Here is a 25,881-nt window from a genome sequence, read left to right as displayed (position 1 = left end):
TTTTCAAATTTTTACAAAACGCTGAACATTTGAAAATTCTCCGTATTCATGGTAGGGTGGGACTTGTTTTGTTTCACCTGATTGCGGGGTAATTTTAAGAGAGGAATGATCTGCCAGCGTACGACCATACTAAGCCTGCGAGCATATATAGGCGTACACAAAAAATTTAGAGGGTGAGAATATTTGAAAAATATATCTAGTGTATTTTGGATTGTGATTGTGATCACAGCTGCTGCTGTATTATGGGGCGTTGTTTCTCCAGACAGCCTGCAAAACGTATCCCAATCTGCACAAGCATTTATCACCAATACGTTTGGTTGGTATTATCTTTTAGTTGTCTCATTGTTTGTCGGGTTCTGTCTCTTTTTGATTTTCAGCCCGATCGGCAAAATTAAACTCGGAAGGCCCGATGAAAAACCGGAATTCGGGTTATTATCATGGTTCGCCATGCTGTTCAGCGCAGGCATGGGAATCGGCTTGGTATTCTACGGTGCGGCTGAACCGATCAGCCATTACGCAATTAGCTCTCCATCAGGTGAAACAGAAACCCCCCAAGCCTTTAGAGATGCACTCCGCTATACGTTTTTCCACTGGGGTCTGCACGCTTGGGCCATTTATGCCGTCGTGGCATTATGCATTGCCTATTTCCAATTCCGAAAAGGCGCTCCAGGATTAATCAGCAGCACGCTGTCACCGATTTTAGGCGATAAAGTTAACGGTCCGATCGGCAAATTAATTGACTGTATTGCTGTTTTTGCCACAGTCGTCGGAGTAGCCACAAGCCTTGGTATCGGAGCGACTCAAATTAACGGCGGATTGAGTTACTTATTTGGCATCCCAAATAACTTTCTCGTTCAATTTATTTTGATTGCCATTGTTACTGTGCTTTTCTTGATTTCTGCGTGGAGCGGACTCGGAAAAGGCATTAAGTATTTGAGCAACACCAACATGGTATTAGCTGGACTGTTAATGCTGTTTGTGCTATTTGTTGGGCCTACCGTACTGATTATGAACTCATTTACAGATTCTATCGGACAGTATATTCAAAACATCGTGCAAATGAGCTTCAGACTGACACCGTACGATCCTGAAAAACGCGAATGGATTAACGGCTGGACGATTTTCTATTGGGCATGGTGGATTTCCTGGTCTCCATTTGTCGGCATTTTCATCGCCCGGGTATCCAGAGGACGGACGATCCGTGAATTTTTGATCGGTGTCTTAGTAACACCATGTATTCTCGCGTTCTTATGGTTCTCTATCTTTGGCGTATCGGCTATGGATCTTCAGCAGAACGGCACATTCAATGTAGCGAAGCTGTCAACGGAAACGATGCTGTTTGGAACACTTGACCATTATCCGCTGGCGATGGTGACATCTATTTTGTCACTAATCCTGATCGCTGTATTCTTTATTACATCTGCTGACTCTGCAACATTTGTGCTCGGCATGCAGACGACCTACGGCTCATTGAACCCAGCCAATTCGGTAAAATTCAGCTGGGGCATCATTCAATCTGCCATGGCTGCTGTCCTCTTGTATTCCGGCGGTCTTTCCGCTTTGCAAAACACAGCCATTCTGGCAGCGCTGCCGTTTTCTATCGTCATCCTGCTGATGATTGCCGCTCTCTATAAATCGCTATCAAAGGAACGAAGAGAGATCAAAAGAGCGGAGAAAATCGACAAACCGAGAAGTCCAAGAGTGAAAAAGGCATATTAACAAAAAAGATCTTTCCGCGCACGCGGGAAGATCTTTTTTTATTTGCGGTATAGAATAAGGGCGGAAAAACAGTAAAGCTGCTCACCGTCCGGATCGCACGCCGCCGAAACCGTATATTTGATATCAATCAGCTGCTCCTCCGATATCCCTTTTAAAAATGAATTGATTTCCGTCTGTAAGTCTTTTTCATGTTCTTCATCAAATACTGCCACCTTCAGCATCTTATCCGCTCTCCTTTCTCTATCAATCTATTCCGTTTGGAACAGCCTTATGATAGAGAAATATGATCACCTCGTCTCCGGATAAAAAGCTTCCTTTGTATGGTGTTTCTTCTGAGGCACACCGTCTAGGTTCTCCACTTTCAACAGTACGGCATAAACCATTCGCATATGACAGTAGCTAATCAGGCTGACGCTGAAAAAAGGGACAATGCCGGGCAGGTACGCAAGCAAGAAAAAGAGAGCAACAGTCAGTGCAAGCATAGCAAGCGTATATTGCAAATACGCCACACTGAGCAAGAGCGAAAACTTCACATACAGACGTTTTTTCCAGTCAAAATGGACAAGCAGCGGAAACACATAAAAAAGCATGGATACGAACAAAAAACCAAAAATCATAATGGCGAAGCGCAGAACATGCAGAAGGAAATGGCTCGGATAAATAAAGGCCAAATCGATATAAATGATCAATCCGATGATCGCCAATACAGCGCCAATCAGATTTGAACGAAAAAACTCAGCCTTGTATTCCCGCCAAAACGTTTTTAGTACCGAAACGTTGTCCTGCCCTTGAACCCACTTCCGCATGACAGCGAATAAAGCCGCGGTCGCAGGCATGATGCCAAACACACCGAGACCGAGCAATACAAACAACAGCCACAGCAAGTTTGTATACGCGAATCTCATGATCCATTCGCAAAAGCGCAGCATCCGCCCCAGTGAACCATCATGTTCCATGGCGGCCCCTCCTTTTTGCACTATACATTCTGCATCTGAAAAAGCTCTTTAATCCCGATCGGCCTCTTTTCGGCAACCGAGCGCCACATTCCCTCACCAACCGCGATGGAGTAGGCTCCGGCTTCAGCTCCGGCTAAAATATCATAGCGGCGAAGCGGGTCTTTCCCTAAAAAAAGATCCTCAAGCAAAAGTGGATCTCCTCCGCCATGCCCGCCCTCATTTTTGACTACTTGTATCGTCTGCTTTGATTCAAAAAGCGGATAGTATTCGATTGTCTGCTCAGGAAAAGCAAACGGAATTCTGGAAGGTTCGTGAAATTCATTTGATTCGATCCGCCCTTTTGTGCCGTTGATCGTCAGCCGGTAGCCCTCATACGGGGCCGAAAATAAAATCGAATAGCTTAATAGTGCACCGCCATCATATTTGACTGTCGCCACGTACGTATCCTCGATGTCAATTTCTTCGTCAAAAATACACGCGTCAGGCCTGTATGCAGTATATAAGCTGGACTGGTCTCCTGCTTGGAGATGATCATCCTTTACAGAAGCTTTGGAGGAACGGGGATGCCACCTAGAATAGTAATGGCACTTTTCTTTGACCCGGCACGTCCCGCAAAAACGCCCGTCTTCTTCCGGCAAGGGGTTCCACTCACTGTCCGGCCCATAGTAATTCAAGGCGCCATAAGCAAATACCTCCTCCGGATTTTGCCCGAGCCACCAATTGACGAGATCGAAATGATGCGTTGATTTATGAACCGAAAGACCTCCGGAAAATGGTCTCGACCGGTTCCAGCGTTTAAAATAACTGGCGCCATGATACGTATCAATATACCAATTTAAATCAACGGAAGTGATCCTGCCTATTTTTCCTTCCAGAATCATTTCTTTGATTTTTCGATGAAACGGGCTGTAGCGATAGTTAAACGCGACGGTGACTTTTCCTTCGCTTTTGGCCTCCGCTTCAAGCACCCGATTCGCATCCTGCACTGTTGTCACCATTGGTTTTTCAGTAATCACATCCGTATTCCACTGAAGGCTTTTTAGAATATATGTGACATGCGTATCGTCCCTGCCTGCCACAATGACGATATCAGGTTTTGACACGCGCATCATCTCGTCAAAAGCATCTTCGTTAAACTCGGGAACGTGGGCCAATTCGGGAAATTTCTCCTTGCAAACGGCAAAACGTTTCGGATCGGCATCCAGCAATCCAGTAATCTCATAATGAGTTGAAAACCGCTCCATCAGCGGTTTGATAAACATACTGAGAGCTCTGCTGCTCAATCCGCAAAAGACGATGTTCTTCAATATTATTCTCACCTCTATCGGGCTTCAGTTAGTTGGGAAATCAGCTGCAGCGCTTCCTCTGTTTTTTCAGCATACACAGGGATAAACGCCGCCATATCGCGATTCAATCGAAAAGAATAGCCGTTCAGCTGTTTTTCCCCTTTTTCGATCTGAACGGCATAGATTGTTTTCTCTCCTGTTTTTTTATTAACAGTCGTATAAGGAGATGTTTTTTCAGGAGGCCATCCGTTTAACGGCTGAAAATTTTCCGGATCATCGTAAGCTTGAAACATGTCTTCAGGCACGATGAAAACATCTCCCTCATGAGCTGTAATTTCCGTCAGCAGTTTTTCTGGAAAAGCTGGAAAGATCTCGACCTTCCCGGCATTCTGCTCAGCGGCCATTTTTATTTTTTCCTGTACGCCAGCCTTCATATCAGAAAAGAGAATGACATGCATTCCGTCCGGCCTGCTTGAGCATGATGCCAAAAAGAGCACTAAGACGATTAGCCACAAAGCCGTACGTATCCTTTTTGTCATTTCCCCGCTGACCTAAAAAGAGGCTCCAGCTCTGTCATGGCCAAAATAAACGCTCCGGCTCCGTGCAGGTCGTTTGTGCTTTTTTCGCGGCTGACATAATAGTCATAGAAGCCGGCTGACGTTCCGACACATATGTCTTTGACGAGAAACGCACCGTCTTCTGTTGTTTCAGTTTTATGCTGAATCAAGCCTTGATACGCTTTTATTAGTATTGTTTCGTAAGCCCTGTCTAGATAGCCTTTATTGATTCCTTTCGCAAGTGCGTACATGTACAGGCAGGATCCTGAGCTTTCCAGCCAGTTATCAGACCTGTCTCCCTTATCAACGATCTGGTACCATAGCCCTGTCTCCTTGTCTTGATAGCGGCAGATGCTTTCCATCATGTCCTGCAGCGTTTTTTTCCACACATGACGGCTTGGATGCTTCTTCGGCAGCTCTTCAATCATGTCAGCTAGAGACATGACATACCAGCCGATGGAACGTGCCCAAAATTCCGGTGAACAGCCTGTCTCTTCATTGGCCCAAGGCATTTTTTTCGCTTCATCCCAGGCGTGATAAAAGAGTCCGGTTTTTGAATCCTTCGTATGCTTTCTCATCAATGACTCCTGCAGCACGACCTGATTAAACAGCTCCGGCTCCTGCTTCAGATTCGCGTATTTCAGTGCGAACGGCCCCCCCATGTATAAGCCGTCAAGCCACATTTGGTAAGGATAACCGTCTTTGTGCCAAAAACCATCCTCAGACGTCCGGTTCAATGTTCTATATAAACCGCGGAGCCTTTTTGCCGCTTTGACATACCGCTCATCCTTCGTCTGCTCGTATAATGGAAAAAGAATGAGACCTGCTTGAATAGCGTCCAGCTCATCTCTTCTAAATAATAGATTGCCATAATCATCGATTAAGAGATCTGCATAAGCCTTCGCATATTCAAAATACCGCTTTTCCCCGGTTGCTTCCCATAACCGCAATACACCGCATAAGAAAACACCTTGATGGTAATGCCAGCGGTTTGCAGGCGGCAGCTCCTCGACTGTGTACGTGTTCATAATCGTTTTTGCCAATGCCTCCGCGTACGTAAGAGGCGATTTTACAGCGGTTGATTGATCCATTGATCCCATCCCTTTCCTAATAAATTCCTTCCTCGCCAAATTTCTTCGCCAAACGATTCGCAAGCATGACCAAAATCAGCCCGACTGCCGCTTTAAATACGCCGACTGCTGTACTGTAGCTGAATTGGCCCTGTTTCAGCCCGGCAGTATAAACGTACGTATCAAAAATTTCCGCTACTTCCCTATTAGTTGCATTTAACAGCAAATACACATGCTCGAAGCCAAGCTCCAGCGTGTCTCCGATTTTCAAAATCAGCAAAACGACGATAACGCTTTTAATGGCGGGCAGCGTAATATGCCACATTTGCCGCAGCCGTCCCGCTCCGTCCATTTTCGCCGCTTCATACAGCTGAGGGTCAACCGCTGTAATGGCCGCCAGATAAATGATCGTCGACCATCCAGCTTCCCTCCAGATAACCTGAAGAATATACAGGGGCCTGAACCATTCTTCGTTCAGCAGAAAATTGATTTTTTCACCGCCAAAAAACACAATCAGTTCATTAATCAAGCCTCCGTCTACCGTTAAAAGCACAAACGATAGCGATACCACAATGACCCAAGACATAAAATGCGGGATATAAATCAGCGTCTGAACAAATTTTTTAAAGAGAGCAATCCGCACTTCGTTCAATAGAAGCGCCAGCAAAATCGGCACCGGGAAAAATATGGCCAGGTTCAACGCAAATAACACGAGCGTATTTTTTAACAAGAGAAAAAATGTAGGCTCAGTAAACAGCCTGATAAAATGTTTCAGCCCGACCCACTCACTGCCCAAAATGCCGAGAAATGGCTGATAATCCTGAAATGCAATCACAATCCCCCACATCGGGACATACTTAAAAAGCAAAAAATAAATACACCCCGGCAAAATCATCAAGTACAAATATTTTTGCTGGATCAGCTTACTTAGTAAGCGCTTTCTTTTTTCTTTTTTAAAAATGACTGCATCAACAGCCGGCGCTTGCGCTTCTGCTGTTTTCATTTTTTCCTAGCCTCCTTTCACAGGTTCTTGCATTCACTGTAGCGCAGCAGGCAAAAGTCCGTCTACAATCATATGCTCACATCCTGTTTTATCCCTTTATGATCAATGGTTCAGCCGTTCCACCTGAAAAAAAGACACCGATATTAGAAAATGATTATTGACAATATCTATCAATCTTTGGATTAATTGTATTAAGGTGAAGTGGATTTAGGAAATGGGGGGTTTTATGAAAAGAAGCCAATACAAGTTTTACTACAAACTGATCACGTTTTTCTGCCTGCTCAGCACCATTCCGGTTATTTTGGTCGGATTGTTTTCGTACGAGCACTCTCAGAAAACGGCTATTTCCAACGTTTCGGAGGAAAAATTCGACACACTCCAGCAGACCCAGCAAAGCATCGAGCATATTTTAAAAACCGTCGATCACTCTTTAACCCACTATGTGAGTTCGCCGCCTCTCCTTCGCACATTGTCCGAGCCTTTGCACTCAGACCAATTTCAAATCTATAACCAAGTGTACCAAGAGCTCAATTATCTGCAAAGCTTTGATACTGACCTGTCCAACATGACGTTAGTCAGTTATACGAAAAAATGGTACATGAACAATTCCGGTTTGTACCGTTTGAATACAGACACTCTTCATGAAGCAGCCTCAGCGTACACGAAACATAAAGCGAGCCGCTCATATTGGACGCTTGAGGAAAACAATCATTTGATTTCAACCAAAGAAGGCACAGCAGAAAACTGCCGCTACAATATCAATTTAATTAAGCAGCTCCCTTTGAACAGCACAAATACAAAGGGATTGGCCGCCGCAAGCATCCCAAGCTGTTCGCTCGTCAAAAATATGCCTGACTATTCAAATGCCAACAACCTGTTTATCATTGATGAAAAAGGGCGCATCATCCTTCATAACAACATGTCTGACGTCGGTGAATCTCTTCATAACGACGACTTTGTCCAAAAAGTGCTGGCGCAAACCGCCAATAGCGGTCAGTTTGAAACAGTTATTGACCGGATTCATTATAAAGTCACCTATCAAAAATCTGACTATAATACATGGACTTATTTTTCTCTCGTTTCCCTGCCTGAGCTAAAAAAAGAAGCCAAGTCAATAGGCTGGATCACTTTTACTGTATGCCTCATTTTGTTAACGCTTTCATTGTTGTTCTCTTGGCTGGGCTCCCGCCATTTTTACAAGCCGATCAGGGTGCTTTACGAATCATTTGCAAGGCATGGTGCCATACAAGAGAAACAGCCTCCTCAAAATGAATTTGAGTTAATTGAACAGAGCTTTAAGCAGCTGAAGGACAGAAATGATGACCTTGAAGAAACGATGAAGCAGCAAGCCACTCACCTGCAGCAATATTTTATGGTCAGGCTTATGCTTGGAAAACTGACGGATGAGGAGGTTAATAACCGCTTTGAGAGCCTCGGCTTAAAGCAAAATTGGCAGCACCTTGCCCTGCTTGTGCTCCAAATTGACACACTGAATCATACACCTTATGAGAAAAAAGATATGGATCTGCTTTTGTTTGCCGTCAACAGCCTGATTGAGCGCAGCATCCCGACGGACAAACATCTTGCACCCGCCGTGGTGGACAAGCAGCAGGCAACGATTTTGATCAATCAAAGCGGGACAAAAGAGGAATTCATGGCTGAGCTGAATGAGACTGCAAGGATGATTCAGGAAAAAGCGGAAGCTGAGCTGCAGCTGTCTGTCAGCATCGGCATCAGCCAGCCGTTTGATGCGCTGACAAAGGCGAAAACAGCCTATGCTGAAGGTTCAGAAGCGTTGAAATACCGGCTCAAAGCAGAAAACAAATCGATTATCTTTTATGAAGACCTAGACCAGAAAAAAACCTTCAAAACCCATTTTCCCAAGCAGCTTCAGCATGAACTGTTCGATGCCGTCAAAGCAGGAGACAAGGAGAAAGCGGATAAATGCCTGCACGCGATTTTGCAAGCCATTTTCACCCAGAACACCAACCCGTATCAATTTCAAATCGCCATCGCCCGTTTTTTGAACCATGTGATTGAGCTGATGCATGTGCTCGGGATCGAATTGTTTGAGCTTGAAGAAAACAAAATGCTGTATGACCAGATTTTCGAGCTGAAAACGTTCGAGGATACCGAAAACTGGCTCAAAAATGAGTTTATTGATCCGATGACAGACAAAGTGAACGCCCGCGCGGATGCCCAGTACAAAAATATTTCCGACAACATCATTCATATCATCCACCATGAGTTTGAATCTGAGTTGACACTGGATGAAATCGCACGCAGGCTCCATTACAACCCAAACTATTTAAGCAGCATTTTCAAAAAAGAAATGGGTATTTCATTCAGCGAGTATGTCTCAAGCTACCGACATCATATGGCGAAAAGCTGGCTTGCCGAAACCGACATGGCGGTCAAAGACATTGCCGAAAAACTGAAATATAAAAACTCGCAAAATTTTATCAGGTCTTTTAAAAAGCTGGAGGGGATTACACCAGGAAACTACCGCCAGCAAAAAAGAAGCATGTAAAAAACCCAAAACACGCAAGCGGTTTTGGGTTTTTCCAATGTTATTTTGCTTGTTTAAACGCTTCTTCGTATTCCTGAATAATTTGTTTTCCTCCGCTTGACTCCCATTTTTCCACTTCTTTATCGAACTGGCTTTCTGTGATGTCTCCAATCATATATTTGTAGGTCGCGTCATCAATGATTTTCTTCAGTTCATCACCCCGTTCCGACTCCGCCGCGGAATACAGGCTTTCAGCTGGGTTTGAGACGATAATCTTTTCATTGTCCTCGGTCAGCTCCTCGTACGCCGTCCGAAGCGGATCTCCAGTGTTTTTTAAGTAGGCTTTATCAATGGCAATTAAGGCGGACAGCGGCTGAATATCAGTCTGCCAGTCTTTTACCTGGCTTTCTTTGCGTGTGAACGTTTTGTCCTCACCTTTGTTGTAATGAACGCCGTCAATGCCATAAGTCATCAGGCTATAGACATCTTCTTCGGCAATTCGGTCAAAAAACGCCAAGATCCGTTTAAGTTCAGCTTCCGTTTTCACACTCGTTTTCGGGAAAGCAAACACGCCGTTATGGCCTCCTGATGCCCATACCCGCTCTTTCCCATCTGGGCCTTTTATGCGGTTGATGATCTCGAGCTTCATCGATTTATCAGAGGCATGGTCGCGCAGATTGACCGCATCTACCATATTGCCAATATAAATGCCGGCTTTTCCCTGAGAAAACAACTCCTGCTGCTGGGTTTTGCTTGTGACGGGAAAATCCTTATTCATATACCCGTTATCACGCAGCTTTTTCATATAGTTCATCGTGTCTTTGTATTCCTGTGTCATGAAATCAGGTGTGAATTTGCCGCCCGATTCCTTCCAATCTGTCGGCATGCCTTCATACGAGCCAATCGTTTTAAATGCGCCATAAATTAAGTCATTACGGTCTGCCAGCCCGAACGTATCATCTTTCCCATCCTTGTCCGGGTCGTCCTCCGTAAATGCTTTGGCCACTTCATAAAGCTCATCCAACGTTTTCGGGGTTTTCAAATTTAAATTGTCCAACCAGTCCTTCCGAATGACGATCCCCTGTCTGGAAAGCGGGCGCTCTCTGTATATCCCGTAGAGCTTGCCGTCAATTGTCACATTTTTATTAATGAGTTTGTTCATTTTGTTTAAGTTGGGATAATCCTTGATATAATCACCGATTTCCCAGAACATTCCTGACCGGAAGGCATTCATGACTGACGAATTTTTAATATCCTGGATCGTCACGATTTGTGGAAGATTGCCCGCTGCAAGCGCCGCATTCAGCCTGTCTTCTTTCACCGCGTCTGGAACCCAGGTGATGTCGAGTTCTGTATTTGTGAGCTTTTCAATTTCTTTAATCGCCCTGTCTTTCGGCGGCTGCTGGTGATACAAAATCGCCATCCAAGACAGCTTTACCTTTGAATCCGAGTCAGCTTTGCCTTCAGCCGCAGACTGATCAGCCCCTTTACAGCCTGCCAGCACTCCGCCGAGTGCCAGTACAAGCACCATGAAAAGCACCTTCCATTTGTTTCCCATCGTACCCCTCCGTTTCATATTTTTTATCCTTTAACAGATCCCAGTAAAGCTCCTTTTGCAAAATGCTTTTGTATAAACGGATAGACAAGCAGAACCGGGATAGTCGCCACCACTATGACCGCCATTTTAATCGTTTGCTCAGGCGGCGGGCTGCCCGAGCCCATCTCTGACATATCCCCCTGCATGCCGCTTGATACAATGACGATTTGACGCAGAAGTACCTGGATCGGCCATTTTGCTGAATCATTTAGGTACAAGATCGCTGTCATATACGTGTTCCAATACGTGACCGCATAAAATAGTGAAATCGTCGCGATCGCAGGCAGAGACAACGGCAGCACGATTTTAAAGAAAATGCCCAGGTCATTGCATCCATCGATTTTCGCGGACTCTTCCAAGCTTGCCGGGATATTTTGAAAGAAGTTTTTCAGAATGATCAGGTTAAAAGCATTAATGGCTGTTGGCAAAATGAGCGCCCAGTAAGAATCGAGCAATCCAAGCGATTTGACCACAAGAAAAGTCGGAATCATGCCGCCGCTGAACAGCATCGTAAATACAACAAGAAACATGAGCGGCTGCCGTCCGATTAAATCACGGCGGGATAACCCGTAAGCCATCAATGATGAAAGAAACATGCTGACCGCAGTGCCTATCACCGTCACAAACACAGAAACAAGCAAACTCTTATAAATAATATCTGTTGAAAAAATGTAGCGATAAGCATCTAGCGAAAAAGTGGTCGGTATTAAAATAAATTTTTTCGACACGACTTCTTCTACTGTGGCGAAGGATGCTGCGATGACATGAATGAACGGAAGTACGCATATTAAAGCGAACATCAGCAAGAAACCATAAATCAACATATCAAACAGACGGTTTTTCAGTGAATGTGAGATAGCTCCCACCTCCCTTTGTAAGCGTTATCATTCTTTCCTAAACAAGCTGCAGCATGTGACGATATCGTGTCTAAAATGTAGCAAATCTGTGATTGCCATGTCTATAATCATTTGAACAGAGTCCCCGGCCGGGCGGAGGCTGTCACGAATTGAGACCGATAACAAAAGAAAAAGAGCATAATCTTAGAAAATGATTATGCTCCGTTCTCCTCCTCGTTCAGAAGTTCGGCCGTATTGATTTGTGGTGAAAACCCAAGTTCATTCACGGCAGATTCAATGGACCATGGCCGGCCCGGATTATCAGAGACGGCGTAATAAGTGCCGTACCGGATATTGGTCTCAATGGCGGCTTTGAAAATCGACAGCAGATCGGGGTGAGAAAGCAGTGTCTTTTTCGTCCGTTCTTTTTCATGCAGCGTATCCATTTCATCTGTGACGACTGTTCCGATTCGAAGGTTGATTACTGATAGCTTATTTTCCAAATAAAACAAATGGCCGATCTGTTCAGAGGTCAGCTTTAATACACCGTACAAGTTTTTTGACAGCGGATAATCGCTTGTTGTGATTTCCCGTCCTAGGAGCGAGTGCCCGTCTTTTTCGTATACATCTGTGACATGATTGCTGCTGGCGAACACGAGCTTTTGAATGCCGAGCTCCGCTGCCGCACGGCACAGATAATAGCTTGCCCTATAGAAAACATCCGTCATTTTTTCAAACTCAGCGATGTCCATGACATCGTATTTGATTTTGACAGCCAGTAAATTTAAGATCACATCGGTATCTTTCGGAATCTTCTTCAAGAGATCCTCGTAATTTGCGGCGTCAGCCTGAATGAAAGAGGCTGTGCCATCGAAATGATCTTTATCAAGCACTGTCACTTCATAATCTGAAATAAGCCCTTCAGCAAGCAGTCTCCCAACCACACCATTTCCGCCGGCAATTAGCACTTTTTTCACTGTGTTCACTCCCCTTTTTTATAGATTGCCCAATTTCGGCGGGGCTGACACTTTTTTTGGCCCTCACATGCTTTGGTTTATTCAAAAATCACCCGCAGCTCTTCAAGCGCCCGAAATCCAAAAAGCGGCCGATATTGCCATTCAGAATCTGCGAGCTTCAGGCTGGGCATTCGCTGCAGAAGGGTGTTAATCGCAATTTGCGCTTCTAATCGTGCCAACGAGGATCCTAAACAAACATGATGGCCATGCCCGAATGAAAGATGCGGATTAGGGCTTCTCGTAATATCGAAGACATCGGGGTGTGTGAATATGCTTGGATCTCGATTAGCCGCCCCTAACAAAAGATAGACTTGTTCTCCTTGACGGATTGTCACCCCGCTGATGTCAATATCCTCTGCCGCAACTCTGGCTGTCATTTGCGTGGGGCTTTCATATCGCAGAGATTCCTCTACTGCTGTACCAATAAGATCTGGATTTTCTCTCAGTTTCAAAAGCTGTTCTGGATGTTGCAGCAGACAAAGGACTGAATTGCTGATGAGATTGACCGTTGTCTCATGTCCGGCGATCGCCAGCAATATGCACGTAGATGCTGCTTCTTCTTCCGTCAGCTTATCCTTTTCTTTCCCCTTCAAGAGCATGCTGATCATATCCTGTTGAGGGTGGTGTTTTCGCTTTTGAATCAGCTCTCTGAAATATGCCATAGCCTGTACAGCAATATGATTGCCCTCTGTTAATCCCTTTCTTGACCGGGTAAAATCAATCGTTTGAATGAGACTCGCAGCCCATTCCTTTAATTGCTCCCGATCTTCCTCCGGTACACCTATAATGTGAGCGATGACGAAGCTTGCTAAAGGAAAAGCAAAGTCCGAAATGACCTCCATCTTTTTTTCACCTTGCACCTGATCGAGCAACTGGTGAACAGCTTCAATGATGTACGGCCGATAACACTCTGCCGTTCGCGGCGTAAACGCTCCGCTGGCAAGCGTCCGCAATCGTCTATGATCAGGCTGATCTTGAAACAGCATCATTTGACTTTGCACATGTGTAAGGTCCTGATATTTGGTTGATCTTTCAGGCAGCGGTGTTCGGACTTTGAATCTCGCATCTTTCAAAATAGCTGCCGTTTCTTCATATCCTGTGACATACCAGCCCGGATATTTTAAGAAACTCCCTTTATATATAGGATGAACAGCTCGCAATGTGTCGTAAAAAGAATATGGGTTTTTCAAAAACTCAGAAGATGCATGTAAAGATGCAATTGTCATGTGATCTTCTCCTTTCTGTTCAAAAATAAAAGCAATCGACATTACACCGATTGCTTTTATTGATTCTTTCAGCTTTTCGCGCTTAAACTGGCCTTCATTTCTTCGACTGATTCAACTTCAAAGCCTAAATCACTCAGCATTTTATGATCCTCCGTCTCCTCTTGCCCGGCAGTTGTTAAGTAGTCTCCGACAAAAATAGAGTTTGCGGCATAAAGCCCTAATGGCTGCAATGAGCGGAGATTGACCTCTCTCCCTCCGGAAATGCGAATTTCTTTTGATGGATTGATAAAACGAAACAGCGCCAGCACTTTTAAACAATACAGCGGGTTTAATTCGTTGACGCCTTCTAATGGCGTGCCATCAATCGCATGCAAAAAATTCACCGGAATGGAATCCGCGTCAAGAGCCTTTAAGCTTTTGGCGATGTCAATGACATCCTGTTTCGTCTCCTTCATCCCGATAATGGCGCCTGAACACGGAGACAGTCCCGATTCTTTGGCGATTTCAACCGTATTGACTCTGTCATCGTATGTATGTGAGGTCGTGATGTTTGAATGGTTTCTCTGCGAGGTATTCAAATTATGATTATAACGGTCTACTCCTGCATCTTTGAGCCGCTTCGCCTGCTCTGGCTTTAACAGTCCGAGGCACGCACAAACCTTCAATCCATACGTCTCTTTAATTTCCTGTACCGCATCTGCGACCTGATCTACTTCTCTGTTGGACGGCCCTCTGCCGCTTGCCACGATACAATATGTGCCGATATTCAGATCGTGCGCCCGCTTTGCGCCTTCAAGCAGCGTTTCCTTATTCACCATCCGGTAAGACTCAATTGGCGCTTTCGAAATGGCAGACTGTGAACAATAGCCGCAGTTTTCCGGGCAGAGTCCTGATTTCGCATTCATAATCATATTGAGCTTTACTTTTTTTCCGTAAAAGTGTTTTCTGATGTGAAAAGCCCCGTGCATTAATAGCAAAATATCTTCATCCGGACAGTTTAATATTGAAAGCGCCTCTTCGTCAGTCACTTCTGCTCCAGCCAGCACCCGGTCTGCGAGTTCCATCCATTGATTCATTCTCATACCCCCACTTGATTCATCAGTAATGATAGATTGATATGGTCTTTTACCATATGTAGAACCGTTTCTTTCGTCACGTTGGCAAGCTTTGGCGTAATCCCTAAAACCGGCACGCCGCATAAGCGTTCAATCATCTCAGGATTGGTTTTTTCATCTTGATCAGGAGAGTCACTGATTCCATTGATGATAATTCCGGCGATTGGAAGCCCCATGCTTTCTGCATATTTGACAGTTAAAAAGGTATGATTAATAGTTCCAAGGCGAGGACGCGCCACAATAATCATGGGAAGCTGTAACGCTTTTATGACATGACTGACCAAATAATCCTCTCCCAATGGCACAGAAATACCGCCCGCACCTTCTACGATGAAGCATTCATGTTTTTCTTTAATCCGCTCCCAATGGCTTAAAACCTCTTCCATGGTGACAGTCTTTCCCTCAAGTTTCCCTGCAACGTATGGTGCAAGGGGTGCTTTGAAGGCAAAAGGCGTAATGTCTTCATGAGAGAGACCGGTCTGCGACATGTCTTTCAGCAGACTGGTATCACTATCTGGATGATGGCGCGATATACCGCTTAGAAATGGTTTATACACCCCAACATCTTTGTTATGTTCTCGCAATAAAGCGGCGATTCCGCTGGATATAACCGTTTTCCCCACTTCTGTATCTGTTCCTGTCACAAAAAAACCCCTCAAATGATGTGCAGCTCCTTTCCGATTGAATGAAATGTTTGCAGCAAATGATCAATATCACCCGTACTGTGATCCGACGTAATTGTGATTCGAATCCGGCTTTCACCTGGCGCAACGGTCGGCGGCCGAATGGCAGGAGCATAAATTCCCTTGCCCTGCAGCTTTTCAGAAAATATGACCGTTTTATGGGCATCGCCGATGACCACGGGAATAATCGGCGTGTGTTCTCCTTTCACGACATAACCCATATTCTTCAGACTGGTTCTGATCATGCTGATATAAGAAAATAAAAGCTGCCGTTTTTCCCTGCTGGCTTCAATAATGTTGAAAGCCTCGTGAGCAGCCGCACAGCTGGCTGGCGGAATAGCGGTTTGAAAGATAAATGTTCTGGCATGGTTCAGCAAAAAGTCGATGGAGACCGCTGATCCTGCCGCAAAACCTCCTTCCGCGCCAACAGCCTTGCTTAAGGTGCCGATCACAATGTCGGGACAAACACCAAAATATTCACTCGTTCCTCGGCCGGAATCACCCAAAACTCCTGTTGCGTGGGCATCATCAACGACCACGAAGGCATGATAGCGCTGCGCAAGCGAGATGATCTGGTCAAGAGGAGCAATCGTGCCATCCATGCTGAATACTCCGTCTGTTACGATAAAACGGCGCTGATAACGCTGCGTTTCATTCAGCTTGTTTTCAAGATCATTCATATCAATATGCCGATAAACAACTGTATCAGCCTTAGACAGGCGGCAGCCATCGATCATACTTGCATGATTGAGCTTGTCACTTAAAATGACATCTTCCTTTTCTGGCAAAGATGAAAGGACACCGACATTGGCCAAATAACCGCTCGAAAACAATAGCGCAGCTTCTGTCCGTTTAAAGCAGGCAATCTTCTTTTCTAGCTTTTCATGCCAGACTGAATTGCCTGTCGTTAAACGTGAGCCGCTGCTTCCTGTCCCAAATCGCTGCAATGCAGTTTGGGCTGCATCGATCAAACGTCTATCGCTTGCGAGTCCTAAATAATTGTTTGAGGACCAGACCGTTTGATTCTCGCCATCAATGTTCCTCTCTGGAACCGGCGCTCCATCCATTGACCGCAGGTTACGGTGTACGCCGGCTTCCTTTACTATGTCTAACCGCTTGTTCAACCAGGAATCAATCTTCAAGGCTCGTAACCTCATGGATCGCTTGTTTCATAATGGCAACCATTTCCGCGAGCTCTTCAGCTGTACTGGCGAGAGGAGGCAGAAATGCAATCACGTCCCCAAGCGGCCTTGTCAGCATTCCCAGCTCTCGCATTTTTAAGGAAACTTTGTATCCAACCCGCCGATCAGCCGGATAAGGCTCTTTGGTTTCCTTCGACTGAACAAGCTCTGCACCGCACATAAATCCAAGCTGCCGAATATCCCCCACGTGAGGAAGAGCATACAGATCTTGAAAAAGGAAACGAAGCTGTTCACTTTTTTTCGCTACTTGTTCCACAATGTTTTCAGATTCAAATAATGCCAGATTTTCAAGTGCAACCGCACATCCAAGCTGATTGCCTGTATAGGAATGGCCATGGAAAAAGGTTTTTAGGTTTTCATAATCATCATAGAATGCCCTATAGATGTCTTCAGTGGCAAACGTAACGGCAATTGGCAAATAGCCTCCTGTAATGCCTTTACCTGCAGCCATCAGATCAGGCTGGACATTCTCGTGCTCGCACGCAAACATTTTTCCTGTACGGCCAAAGCCTGTAGCAACTTCATCAACGATCATTAAGACATCGTATGTTGTACACAGCTCGCGCACCCCTGCCAAATATCCTTCCGGCATCACGATCATACCGGAAGCCCCTTGTACCATTGATTCGATGGAAAGCGCGGCAATTTCCTCGTGATGTTCCTCAAGCAGCTGTTCGAGCTCTCTCAGGCACTTATCACGGCACTCATCAGGATCACCGCTTTCAGAGCGATACACATAAGGAATCGGAGCCTTGTAACTCTCGAACATCAACGGGCCGTATACGTGGTGGAACAGTTCAATTGAACCGACACTGACGGCGCCTATCGTATCACCGTGATACCCATTTTTCATGGCGATAAATTTTTGTTTTTGGGGCTTCCCGATGTTCTTCCAATACTGAAACGCCATTTTTAAGGCTATTTCCATCGCTTCTGCACCGCTGTCAGAATAAAAGACCCGCGTAAGCTTTTTTGGGCTGATGTTGATTAATGTTTCAGCAAGCTGAGTTGCAGGAACGTTGGTCATGCCTAATAACGTGGAGTGCGCGATTTTTCCGAGCTGCTTTTTTATGGCATCATCTAATTCCTTTTTACGATGCCCGTGGACATTTAGCCAAACTGAAGAAAAGCCGTCATAGTATTCTTTGCCGTTTATATCTTTGACTTTGATTCCAGTGCCGCTTTCGATGATTAAGGGGTTTTCATCATAATCTTTCATTTGGGTAAATGGCAGCCAGAGGTGCTTTTTACTTTTTTTTATTAAATCATGAGTCATGATCTTCCTCCCACTCTATTAAAATAGGCTGCTTCTCTAAATCACGTATGTACGTGGTTACATCTTTGGAGCCATCAATAAAAAAGACTCGGCAGCCCGCTTCAGCCCCATATTCTTTCATTTCTGTAATACGCTGATAGCCCATTTTCTTACCCGCAACATAGCCTGTTATGTAATCCGGATCATCCGACCAGCATAATTCTGCAATGGCTGCCGGGTGCCGGCTTACCTTTGAAGCGAGCGCAAGGGCCTCTTTTATTCTTGAATGAGCTGGCACGTGACTGTGAAGCGCCCATTTTTCAAAATTAGCGTCCGGCCAATCCATTCTGGAGACCCGCACCCCTTTTTCTTTTGTTTTATCCATTCGCTTGCCTGTGTGAATATCAAACAACACCGCACCCCTGACATTCGACCATTCAGGGATTTGTTCATATGCTTTTTCAATCACGTCTCGTGAAACGCCTTCTTTTTCCAATAACAATCGGGCAAGCTTTTGTCCTTCTTCCGAGCAGCTCACTTTATTCGTATGAACAGGCAATGGCTGAATGATTTTTATCGATTCATGTACCTCTTCAAATTGAATTTGCATAAAATCAGGTTTTCCTCTTGAATGGGATAACCCTTTCTCTAATAAAGCATTGACTGTATGCTTCATCTCATAGAAAGGAATAAGCCGTTCGCCGCCGGATATATGCTTTCCGCCGTCTTCATGAGATCCATTCATAGAAGCCCTCATTCTGACACTATAAAAAGTTTCTTCTTGCATCATTTCTCGCCCTTTCACTGATAACTGAAGAACGTGTAGTGCTTCTCGCTTTAATTGTTAACCAATTATATTTAAAGGTTAACAATTAGAATATATTATTCTCTCCTGTTTCTGTCAATAGAAGAAAGCATCGATTTATGGCAGTTGGTTAAAAGGAAACAAAAAGACCGTTTATAAAACGGTCTTTTTCGATTTCTTATAACAGTCACAGCCACTTTTGCAAAAACCGGACAGCTTCATGCCTCATAACTGCTGTTTCGAAATGTCCCGAAGCAGAACGGACCACTCGGTAGCAATCAGAAGCACCCTGTCCAGCATAGACATCTGTCAATTCTTTTTCGATTTTGTCCACGCCCTCGGCCGGCGTTAACCGATCGTGTATTCCAACAAGACTAAGGTGCGGGCGCGGCGCGATCAGGCTTTGGATCTCCGATGCGGAAAAATGCTTTGCAAGCGAGGGGACGTAATAATAAAAGCCGTGCCTGTCAAGATTCTGTGTTTTGATCAGCACGTGATGATCTACCTGGCTGCACAAATCAACACACACCTTAATCCGGTCATCGAGCGCCGCTGTCCACCACGCCATCAACCCTCCCATAGACATGCCGATGGTACTGATCCTGTCAAGCTGAATATCAGAGCGTGACTGCATATAATCTAACGCTCTTAAACTGTCATAAATCATCATCCCCCACATCACTTTTCCGGTCAGAAGCATTTCTTTAAAAATCTCGCTTTCCGCTTTTCCCCGCCGATCTCCAAAACCCCAATGATCAATCGCAAGCACGCCGTATCCGAGAGAAGTAAGTTCCTTAAAATAAGAAGGCGTTTTCAAATAATCCGCTCCCTCAATCAGTTCACTTTTTCCCCTGTCATACCGGCCCCCATGCGAATGCTGAAACAATACGGCTGGGCACGGTCCTTCTGTTATCCTCGGCTTCACAAAATAAGCGGGCACCTTTTCAAGTCCATTTAAATCGAGCAGGAGCGTTTCAACGATATTTTCTCCTCTTTCTTCAATACGTAATGTCTCAACACTTATTGGCCCCCGGTCAGGCAAATCACCAAGCAATCGAAACAGTTGCTTTCTTCTTTCAGCTCTCATCCCATCACCCCTCCTTATTCACTTACTTCACATTTACGAGACAGATCCGGGTTCCCCTTTATTTTTCCAAAACAAATCACATCATTTACTAAACATTTAGTAAATATAGCTAAATATTCCGAAAATAATTATTGTAACCGCTTACTTTTATATGATAGTATCAATTTATCAAAAACAGGCAAGTTAATATTTTACTAAATAGATGAGAGGGATTCCCATGGTTCGTATTAAAGATATCGCCTTAAAAGCTAATGTTTCCAGCGCAACTGTTTCCAGAATTTTAAATGAAGATGAGTCGCTTTCTGTTGCGGGCGAAACGAGACAAAGAGTCATCAATATTGCTGAAGAGCTTGGTTATCAAACCGTTGCCAAACGCCGGAAAGCCCGTGGGCAAAAACCGCGGGCCCAGCCGCTGATCGGCGTGCTGAGCTGTCTGTCTCCTGATCAGGAAAGGCAGGACCCTTATTTTTCTTCCATTCGCAAAGGCATTGAAAAGGAATGCTTTGAACAGGAAATTTTTATTACAAACTCGATTCATCTCGGCTCCTTTCAGGAACATATCTTTCGGGAATTGGATGGTGTCATTGTCATCGGCCGTGTTCATGATGAAATGGTTAAACATATTAGCGGAAAGCTGGAGCATGCCGTATTCATCAATCATTCTCCTGATCCGCAAGCATACGATTCGATTGGCATCGATTTTGAATCGGCTTCACGCCAGGCGATTGATCACCTTTTCGACTTAGGCTACAAACGGTTAGGCTACATTGGCGGACAGGAAAAAGAGCATACGCTGAAGGATGGCCAAAGCATTCGCAGAATCATTGAAGACAAACGCCTCACCGCTTTTTTGGAGTCAGCCGCCCCCCAGCCTGAGCATGTGCTGATTGGAGAATACAGCATGCGTGAGGGCTATCGCCTGATGAAGAAAGCAATCGCTCAAGGTCATTTGCCGGAAGCATTCTTTATTGCCAGCGATTCCATGGCGATCGGTGCATTAAAAGCGCTCCAGGAAGCCGGGCTGCAAGTGCCGCGGGATACTGCAATCGTAAGCTTTAACGGGATTGAGGAAGCTGAATTTGCCAGCACGCCTTTAACGACGGTGAAGGTATACACAGAGGAAATGGGCCGGACAGGCGTAAAACTGCTGCTTGACCGTCTTAATGGACGAACCCTTCCTCACCATGTCACCCTGCCCACAACATTAATCGTAAGACAAAGCTGCGGATGTACAGCTAAGGAGGTGACATAAGCAAATATTCATCACGATGATAAGGAGGAAAAGATGAAACACACTTTTGTTTTATTTCTCTCTCTTATTCTGCTTATTCTGCCCGGATGCTCAGCAGAGAAAAGCTCAGCAGATACCGCAAAAAAGACGTTAACCATTTATTCCACAATGTCAACCGACAGTGAAAGAGATACGTTCAGAAAACTGGCGGCAGTATTCGAAAAGGAACACAGTGACATTCGTGTCAGCCTTCATTTCCCAGGCAATGACTATGAAAATATGATGCGTGTCAGAATGGCGGCCAATGATTTGCCTGATCTATTCGATACACATGGCTGGGGGAAAATCAGGTACGGAGAATATACAGCGGATCTCCGGGAGATGGAATGGACTCAAGATCTCGATCCCAATTTAAACAGCATCCTCAAAAATAAAAGCGGAAAGGTGTATGCCTATCCGATCAATCAGGCAAAAGACGGTCTGGCGTATAACCGCAATGTTTTAGACCGTTACGGCATTTCCCCGCCTGAAACCATGGATGACTTTATCAAAGCGCTGAGAACAATTAAAGAAAAGAGCAAGGGAAAGATCGTGCCCTTCTGGTTTGCCGGCTATGACAAAAGCTCATTCGCTCAATATTACGACCAATTCGCTACACCTCTTCTCATCACAGATCCTATCCATAATGAAAAAAAACAGCTCATCAACGGCACTTTTCAATGGAGTAAATTCACTTATTTATCAGAAATCCTCAAACAAATGCAGAAAGAAAAATTGATGAACATCGACGCCGTCACGGCAAAAAAATCACAGCTTATTGAATTAATGGCCCAAAACAAAATCGCCTTTACAATGCAAGGCGGCACACTCGGCCAAGACGTTGCCCAGATCAATCCGAACGTCAAGGTCGGCATTATCCCGACACCTGCCATACACCCCGGTGATGACCCAATATGGATCGGCGGTGAACGTTACACGCTTGCAGCATGGAAAGATTCGCCTCACTTAAAAGAGGCAAAAGAATTTATCGCATTTATGGCCCGCCCGGCCAATGCCAAACAAATGGCTGAGGCCACATCGCTTCCTTCAGGGCTGACCAATGTGAAGGCTGATATTTTCTACGCAAATGATTATGAGCATTATCAAAATGTCAAAGTTGAGCCTTACTTCGACCGTTTATACTTGCCAAACGGAATGTGGGATGTCCTGGGCACGGTCGGACAGGAGCTTACGGCTGACATTTTGGCGCCTCAAGACATTTCGAAGAAGCTGGGAAGAGAATATAAACGACTTCGGGAGCAATCAGAAACACAGGGGGCTGAAAACAATGAGTGAGATCGCAAGAGACGTTCATGTGAAACAGGTTAAGCCAAAAAAGCAGTCCTCACTTTGGTGGATGTACATTCCTGCTTTGCTCTCCGTTCTGGTCTTTATGATATATCCGTTTGTGAAAGGCACATTGATTACCTTTACAAACTGGAACGGCTTTTCACAAGTCTACCAATGGGTAGGATTCGCGCAATATGAAAGGCTGTTTTCTGACCCTGACACGTGGCACATCTTAAAAAACACCCTGCTTTATGGGCTTGGCAGCACTTTTTTTCAAAATGTGGTCGGTCTTCTGTACGCTCTGCTCTTGAATCAAAGCATCAAAACGAAAGCGCTAACAAGAACAATTGTCTATTTGCCGGTGATGATCAGCCCGCTCATTATGGGCTACATTTGGTACTTTTTCTTCTCCTATGACGGAGGCGCGCTCAACGATTTGCTCGGTGTCTTCGGCATTAGCCCGATCAATGCGCTCGCCAGTCCATCGCTCAATCCATGGATCATTGTCATGATTAACACCTATCAATATGTCGGGATCGCTATGGTTGTCTACTTAGCCGGTCTGCAAAGCATTCCGAAAGATTACTATGAAGCGGCGCAAATGGATGGCGCGAAAAAAGGCCAGCAGTTTTTCACCATCACGCTGCCGCTGTTAATGCCCTCTATTACCATTAATATGGTCATCAACATTATCGGAGGCTTAAAGCTGTTTGACGTCATCATTGCGCTCACCGCGGGCGGCCCCGGAAATGCGTCGCAATCCATGTCCACATTTATGTATGATTTGTATTTCAAACGGCAGGATGCCGGCTATGCTGCAACACAAGGCATATTTATGGCATTTGTCATTTTGATCATCAGCTTTTGCGCGCTTGCGTACTTTAAAAGAAAGGAGACGGAAATGTCATGAGAGCCGCCCGTTCAAAAAACACGCGGATCATTACGCTTCTTGCCGCCATTGTAGCCTGTGCGCATTTTATTCCCTTTTATATTCTGCTGACTACTTCATTGAAAGCAAAAGGAGACTACAGTTCGAAATGGTTATTTCCAGCCGGCATCTCCTTTCACAATTTTTCAGAGGCGTGGGAGCGCGCTTCGCTAGGAAACTCTTTTATGAACACCATGATCATCACAGGTTTTTCTGCCTTGTTATTAATTATATTCGGCTCACTTGCCGCCTACCCGCTTGCCCGTCGGGAAACGAAACTGAATAAAGCCGTTTTTGCCTTGCTGATTTCGATTATGATCATCCCTCCGTTAACATCTATGGTGCCTTTATACCGAATGGTCGTGGACGCCGGAATGGTCAATACACACGCCATCGCCATTTTGATCAATACAGCGGCTTACATGCCGTTAACCGTATTCTTGTATTCGGGCTTTATCCGATCGACCATTCCAAAAGAGCTTGAAGAAGCCGCAAGAATTGACGGCGCAGGGATGCTGAAAATCTTTTTTACGATTGTGTTTCCTCTGCTGAAGCCGATCACTGCGACCATCTGTATTATTTCTTGTGTTTTTATATGGAACGACTATCAATTTGCCATTTTCTTTTTACAAGATCAAAAGGTTCAGACATTAACAGTAGCCATGGCGGGTTTTTTCGGAGAAAACGCCAACAACCTGCATTTAGTTGCCGCAGCGGCGCTTATGGCAATGCTGCCAATGGTTGTTCTGTTTTTGGCGCTGCAAAAATACTTTATTGCCGGCCTGTCTTCCGGAGCGGTAAAGGGTTAACATTAAAGGAGGAAGCAATATGAAAAAGATTACATTTATCGGTGCAGGGAGCACGATTTTCGCCAAAAATGTTTTGGGAGACTGCCTGTTAACAGAGGCACTGAATGGGTTTGAGTTCGCGCTTTACGACATTGATCCCAAACGCCTGCAGGAATCCCAACTCATGCTCGAAAATCTAAGAGACCGCTATAACCCGAGTGTGGCGATCAACAGCTATGATGACAGAAAACTCGCCTTGCAAAACGCAGGCTATGTCATCAACGCGATACAGGTTGGAGGTTACAAACCAAGCACAGTCATCGATTTCGAGATTCCTAAACGGTATGGGCTGCGCCAGACGATCGCCGACACAGTAGGCATCGGCGGGATATTCAGATCTCTCAGAACAATCCCGATCCTATTTGACATCGCAAGAGATATGGAGGAAATGTGCCCTGATGCGTGGTTTTTAAACTATACAAATCCTATGGCTTCTCTTACAGGCGCCATGCTCCGCTATACCAATATCAAAACAATCGGGCTCTGCCACAGTGTTCAAGTGTGCACGAAGGATTTATTTAAAGCTCTCGGAATGGAGCATGACCGAATTGAGGAACGCATTGCGGGCATCAATCATATGGCTTGGCTTTTGGAAGTCAAAAAAGACGGTGCGGATTTGTATCCAGAAATCAAAAGGAGAGCAAAAGAAAAACAAAAAACAAAGCATCATGATATGGTGCGGTTTGAATTAATGGATAAGTTCGGCTATTATGTCACGGAATCCTCCGAACACAACGCAGAGTATCATCCGTACTTTATTAAACGGAATTACCCTGAACTGATCAGCGAGCTGCAAATCCCACTCGACGAATATCCGAGAAGGTGCGTCAAGCAGATTGAAAATTGGGAGAAAATGCGGGATGACATCGTCAATAATAAAAATCTTACGCACGAACGCTCAAAGGAATATGGTTCAAGAATTATAGAAGCAATGGAAACAAACGAGCCATTCACCTTCGGAGGAAACGTCTTGAATACAGGACTGATCACCAACCTTCCTTCAAAAGCGGTTGTGGAAGTGACATGCGTCGCCGACAGAAAAAAAATTACACCGTGCTTCGCCGGAGAACTGCCTGAGCAGCTTGCAGCCTTAAACCGGACGAATATTAATACACAGCTGATGACAATCGAAGCGGCTGTCACACGGAAAAAAGAAGCGGTTTACCAAGCTGCAATGCTTGATCCGCATACAAGCGCGGAGCTTTCCATGAAAGACATCATCTCCATGTGTGACGATTTATTTGCAGCACACGGCGATTGGCTTCCGGAATACAAATAAAAACTAGGGGATCGCTCTCCCCTAGTTTTTTGGTTTTGTTTCGCCTTCCCAGGCCATCATGCCGCCTTCAACATTGACTGTTTTAAAGCCTTGCTCATCCAGGTACTTGCAAACGTTCATGCTGCGCATTCCTGAGCGGCAGATAAATACGTATTCTTTGTCTTTATCAAGGGTGTCCATTTTTTCTGGAATATCCCCCATGCGAATATGAACGGCTTGCGGGATCATGCCTTCCGCTACCTCTTCATCTTCTCTGACATCAATTAAATATAATTCTTCGTCCGCCTCAATTTTTTCTTTCAAAGCGGCTGTGCTGATTTCTTTTATATCCAAAGAAAACACTC

At 45.0% G+C, this 25,881-nt stretch carries 24 protein-coding genes; 7 read left to right on the top strand and 17 right to left on the bottom strand.

Annotated elements, in window-relative coordinates:
• Positions 1 to 183 precede the first annotated feature (183 nt).
• Positions 184 to 1,719: a glycine betaine transporter OpuD gene (gene opuD / locus BLL41_RS04980; protein ID WP_014665036.1), complete on the top strand. Its 1,536-nt coding sequence runs from the start codon at positions 184 to 186 to the stop codon at positions 1,717 to 1,719.
• A gap of 38 nt (positions 1,720 to 1,757) precedes the next feature.
• On the opposite strand, the gene BLL41_RS04975 is transcribed toward opuD, so the two are convergent.
• The 6 genes from BLL41_RS04975 to rmgP all read right to left on the bottom strand — a co-directional run bounded on the left by BLL41_RS04975 (position 1,758) and on the right by rmgP (position 6,591).
• Positions 1,758 to 1,940 carry a sporulation protein Cse60 gene (locus BLL41_RS04975; protein ID WP_003223398.1) on the bottom strand — a complete coding sequence of 61 codons (183 nt, stop codon included), beginning with the start codon at positions 1,938 to 1,940 and terminating at the stop codon, positions 1,758 to 1,760.
• A 66-nt stretch (positions 1,941 to 2,006) separates the two neighbouring features.
• On the bottom strand, positions 2,007 to 2,675 hold the full coding sequence (locus BLL41_RS04970; protein WP_071576999.1) for a YesL family protein: 669 nt from the start codon (positions 2,673 to 2,675) through the stop codon (positions 2,007 to 2,009).
• Positions 2,676 to 2,695: 20 nt separating this feature from the next.
• Positions 2,696 to 3,982, bottom strand: coding sequence for a Gfo/Idh/MocA family protein (locus tag BLL41_RS04965; protein ID WP_071576998.1), 1,287 nt, complete (start codon positions 3,980 to 3,982; stop codon positions 2,696 to 2,698).
• Between the two features lie 14 nt (positions 3,983 to 3,996).
• Positions 3,997 to 4,500, bottom strand: a complete 504-nt coding sequence (gene rmgS / locus BLL41_RS04960; protein ID WP_083427937.1) for a rhamnogalaturonan transport/degradation protein RmgS — start codon at positions 4,498 to 4,500, stop codon at positions 3,997 to 3,999.
• The gene (gene rmgQ, locus BLL41_RS04955; RefSeq protein WP_141770188.1) at positions 4,497 to 5,618 is read right to left on the bottom strand and encodes an unsaturated rhamnogalacturonyl hydrolase; all 1,122 of its coding nucleotides are present in this window, start codon (positions 5,616 to 5,618) and stop codon (positions 4,497 to 4,499) included. The genes rmgS and rmgQ overlap by 4 nt, the downstream gene beginning before the upstream one ends.
• Before the next feature lie 7 nt (positions 5,619 to 5,625).
• On the bottom strand, positions 5,626 to 6,591 hold the full coding sequence (gene rmgP / locus BLL41_RS04950) for a polygalacturonan/rhamnogalacturonan ABC transporter permease (RefSeq protein WP_014665041.1): 966 nt from the start codon (positions 6,589 to 6,591) through the stop codon (positions 5,626 to 5,628).
• Positions 6,592 to 6,805: 214 nt separating this feature from the next.
• Here rmgP and BLL41_RS04945 point away from each other — a divergent pair, with 214 nt between their 5' ends.
• Complete coding sequence (locus tag BLL41_RS04945; RefSeq protein ID WP_071576995.1) at positions 6,806 to 9,121, top strand: helix-turn-helix domain-containing protein; 2,316 nt, start codon at positions 6,806 to 6,808, stop codon at positions 9,119 to 9,121.
• Between the two features lie 40 nt (positions 9,122 to 9,161).
• Here BLL41_RS04945 and BLL41_RS04940 read toward each other — a convergent pair whose 3' ends face one another.
• From BLL41_RS04940 to BLL41_RS04895, 10 genes are all read right to left on the bottom strand, one after another.
• A complete protein-coding gene (locus BLL41_RS04940) occupies positions 9,162 to 10,658 on the bottom strand; it encodes an extracellular solute-binding protein (protein ID WP_071576994.1) in 1,497 nt (498 codons plus the stop codon).
• A gap of 23 nt (positions 10,659 to 10,681) precedes the next feature.
• Entirely contained in the window at positions 10,682 to 11,542 is an 861-nt protein-coding gene (locus BLL41_RS04935) for a carbohydrate ABC transporter permease (RefSeq protein WP_083427948.1), read from the bottom strand.
• 206 nt (positions 11,543 to 11,748) lie between these two features.
• Entirely contained in the window at positions 11,749 to 12,510 is a 762-nt protein-coding gene (locus BLL41_RS04930) for an NAD-dependent epimerase/dehydratase family protein (RefSeq protein ID WP_071576992.1), read from the bottom strand.
• 77 nt (positions 12,511 to 12,587) lie between these two features.
• Positions 12,588 to 13,775 carry a biotin biosynthesis cytochrome P450 gene (gene bioI / locus BLL41_RS04925; RefSeq protein WP_071576991.1) on the bottom strand — a complete coding sequence of 396 codons (1,188 nt, stop codon included), beginning with the start codon at positions 13,773 to 13,775 and terminating at the stop codon, positions 12,588 to 12,590.
• Positions 13,776 to 13,843: 68 nt separating this feature from the next.
• Positions 13,844 to 14,851 carry a biotin synthase BioB gene (bioB, locus tag BLL41_RS04920; protein WP_071576990.1) on the bottom strand — a complete coding sequence of 336 codons (1,008 nt, stop codon included), beginning with the start codon at positions 14,849 to 14,851 and terminating at the stop codon, positions 13,844 to 13,846.
• Positions 14,852 to 14,853: 2 nt separating this feature from the next.
• Positions 14,854 to 15,549 (bottom strand): dethiobiotin synthase, encoded by a 696-nt coding sequence (gene bioD, locus BLL41_RS04915; RefSeq protein WP_071576989.1) that lies wholly within the window; start codon positions 15,547 to 15,549, stop codon positions 14,854 to 14,856.
• Positions 15,546 to 16,715: an 8-amino-7-oxononanoate synthase gene (gene bioF, locus BLL41_RS04910; protein ID WP_071576988.1), complete on the bottom strand. Its 1,170-nt coding sequence runs from the start codon at positions 16,713 to 16,715 to the stop codon at positions 15,546 to 15,548. Before bioF ends, bioD begins: the two co-directional genes overlap by 4 nt.
• On the bottom strand, positions 16,705 to 18,051 hold the full coding sequence (gene bioA, locus BLL41_RS04905) for an adenosylmethionine--8-amino-7-oxononanoate transaminase (protein ID WP_071576987.1): 1,347 nt from the start codon (positions 18,049 to 18,051) through the stop codon (positions 16,705 to 16,707). Before bioA ends, bioF begins: the two co-directional genes overlap by 11 nt.
• A complete protein-coding gene (gene bioW / locus BLL41_RS04900) occupies positions 18,041 to 18,817 on the bottom strand; it encodes a 6-carboxyhexanoate--CoA ligase (protein ID WP_071576986.1) in 777 nt (258 codons plus the stop codon). The genes bioA and bioW overlap by 11 nt, the downstream gene beginning before the upstream one ends.
• A 205-nt stretch (positions 18,818 to 19,022) precedes the next feature.
• Complete coding sequence (locus BLL41_RS04895) at positions 19,023 to 19,922, bottom strand: dienelactone hydrolase family protein (RefSeq protein ID WP_071576985.1); 900 nt, start codon at positions 19,920 to 19,922, stop codon at positions 19,023 to 19,025.
• A gap of 217 nt (positions 19,923 to 20,139) precedes the next feature.
• Here BLL41_RS04895 and BLL41_RS04890 point away from each other — a divergent pair, with 217 nt between their 5' ends.
• From BLL41_RS04890 to melA, 5 genes are read left to right on the top strand one after another with little or no spacing between them, the layout of a single operon-like run.
• Positions 20,140 to 21,174 carry a LacI family DNA-binding transcriptional regulator gene (locus BLL41_RS04890; protein WP_071576984.1) on the top strand — a complete coding sequence of 345 codons (1,035 nt, stop codon included), beginning with the start codon at positions 20,140 to 20,142 and terminating at the stop codon, positions 21,172 to 21,174.
• A gap of 33 nt (positions 21,175 to 21,207) precedes the next feature.
• Entirely contained in the window at positions 21,208 to 22,488 is a 1,281-nt protein-coding gene (locus tag BLL41_RS04885) for an ABC transporter substrate-binding protein (RefSeq protein ID WP_071576983.1), read from the top strand.
• A complete protein-coding gene (locus tag BLL41_RS04880) occupies positions 22,481 to 23,392 on the top strand; it encodes a carbohydrate ABC transporter permease (protein ID WP_071576982.1) in 912 nt (303 codons plus the stop codon). The genes BLL41_RS04885 and BLL41_RS04880 overlap by 8 nt, the downstream gene beginning before the upstream one ends.
• Positions 23,389 to 24,219, top strand: coding sequence for a carbohydrate ABC transporter permease (locus tag BLL41_RS04875; RefSeq protein ID WP_071576981.1), 831 nt, complete (start codon positions 23,389 to 23,391; stop codon positions 24,217 to 24,219). Before BLL41_RS04880 ends, BLL41_RS04875 begins: the two co-directional genes overlap by 4 nt.
• A gap of 19 nt (positions 24,220 to 24,238) precedes the next feature.
• A complete protein-coding gene (melA, locus tag BLL41_RS04870; RefSeq protein WP_071576980.1) occupies positions 24,239 to 25,537 on the top strand; it encodes an alpha-galactosidase MelA in 1,299 nt (432 codons plus the stop codon).
• Positions 25,538 to 25,558: 21 nt separating this feature from the next.
• Here melA and BLL41_RS04865 read toward each other — a convergent pair whose 3' ends face one another.
• Positions 25,559 to 25,870, bottom strand: a complete 312-nt coding sequence (locus BLL41_RS04865; protein ID WP_071576979.1) for a rhodanese-like domain-containing protein — start codon at positions 25,868 to 25,870, stop codon at positions 25,559 to 25,561.
• Positions 25,871 to 25,881: the final 11 nt, after the last annotated feature.

The sequence above is a fragment of the Bacillus sp. FMQ74 genome (genome assembly GCF_001875785.1).
Classification (GTDB): Bacteria; Bacillota; Bacilli; order Bacillales; family Bacillaceae; genus Bacillus; species Bacillus stercoris.
This window is presented reverse-complemented; position numbering and strand designations above follow the sequence as displayed.

What these genes read in the sequence shown, in the direction of transcription:
- BLL41_RS04975 (WP_003223398.1), bottom strand. Translation starts at nt 1,940, where the DNA reads ATGCTGAAGGTGGCAGTATTTGATGAAGAACATGAAAAAGACTTACAG.
- BLL41_RS04970 (WP_071576999.1), bottom strand. Translation starts at nt 2,675, where the DNA reads ATGGAACATGATGGTTCACTGGGGCGGATGCTGCGCTTTTGCGAATGG.
- rmgS (WP_083427937.1), bottom strand. Translation starts at nt 4,500, where the DNA reads ATGACAAAAAGGATACGTACGGCTTTGTGGCTAATCGTCTTAGTGCTC.
- rmgQ (WP_141770188.1), bottom strand. Translation starts at nt 5,618, where the DNA reads ATGGGATCAATGGATCAATCAACCGCTGTAAAATCGCCTCTTACGTAC.
- rmgP (WP_014665041.1), bottom strand. Translation starts at nt 6,591, where the DNA reads ATGAAAACAGCAGAAGCGCAAGCGCCGGCTGTTGATGCAGTCATTTTT.
- BLL41_RS04945 (WP_071576995.1), top strand. Translation starts at nt 6,806, where the DNA reads ATGGGGGGTTTTATGAAAAGAAGCCAATACAAGTTTTACTACAAACTG.
- BLL41_RS04940 (WP_071576994.1), bottom strand. Translation starts at nt 10,658, where the DNA reads ATGGGAAACAAATGGAAGGTGCTTTTCATGGTGCTTGTACTGGCACTC.
- bioI (WP_071576991.1), bottom strand. Translation starts at nt 13,775, where the DNA reads ATGACAATTGCATCTTTACATGCATCTTCTGAGTTTTTGAAAAACCCA.
- bioB (WP_071576990.1), bottom strand. Translation starts at nt 14,851, where the DNA reads ATGAATCAATGGATGGAACTCGCAGACCGGGTGCTGGCTGGAGCAGAA.
- bioA (WP_071576987.1), bottom strand. Translation starts at nt 18,051, where the DNA reads ATGACTCATGATTTAATAAAAAAAAGTAAAAAGCACCTCTGGCTGCCA.
- bioW (WP_071576986.1), bottom strand. Translation starts at nt 18,817, where the DNA reads ATGCAAGAAGAAACTTTTTATAGTGTCAGAATGAGGGCTTCTATGAAT.
- BLL41_RS04895 (WP_071576985.1), bottom strand. Translation starts at nt 19,922, where the DNA reads ATGAGAGCTGAAAGAAGAAAGCAACTGTTTCGATTGCTTGGTGATTTG.
- BLL41_RS04890 (WP_071576984.1), top strand. Translation starts at nt 20,140, where the DNA reads ATGGTTCGTATTAAAGATATCGCCTTAAAAGCTAATGTTTCCAGCGCA.
- BLL41_RS04885 (WP_071576983.1), top strand. Translation starts at nt 21,208, where the DNA reads ATGAAACACACTTTTGTTTTATTTCTCTCTCTTATTCTGCTTATTCTG.
- BLL41_RS04880 (WP_071576982.1), top strand. Translation starts at nt 22,481, where the DNA reads ATGAGTGAGATCGCAAGAGACGTTCATGTGAAACAGGTTAAGCCAAAA.
- BLL41_RS04875 (WP_071576981.1), top strand. Translation starts at nt 23,389, where the DNA reads ATGAGAGCCGCCCGTTCAAAAAACACGCGGATCATTACGCTTCTTGCC.
- melA (WP_071576980.1), top strand. Translation starts at nt 24,239, where the DNA reads ATGAAAAAGATTACATTTATCGGTGCAGGGAGCACGATTTTCGCCAAA.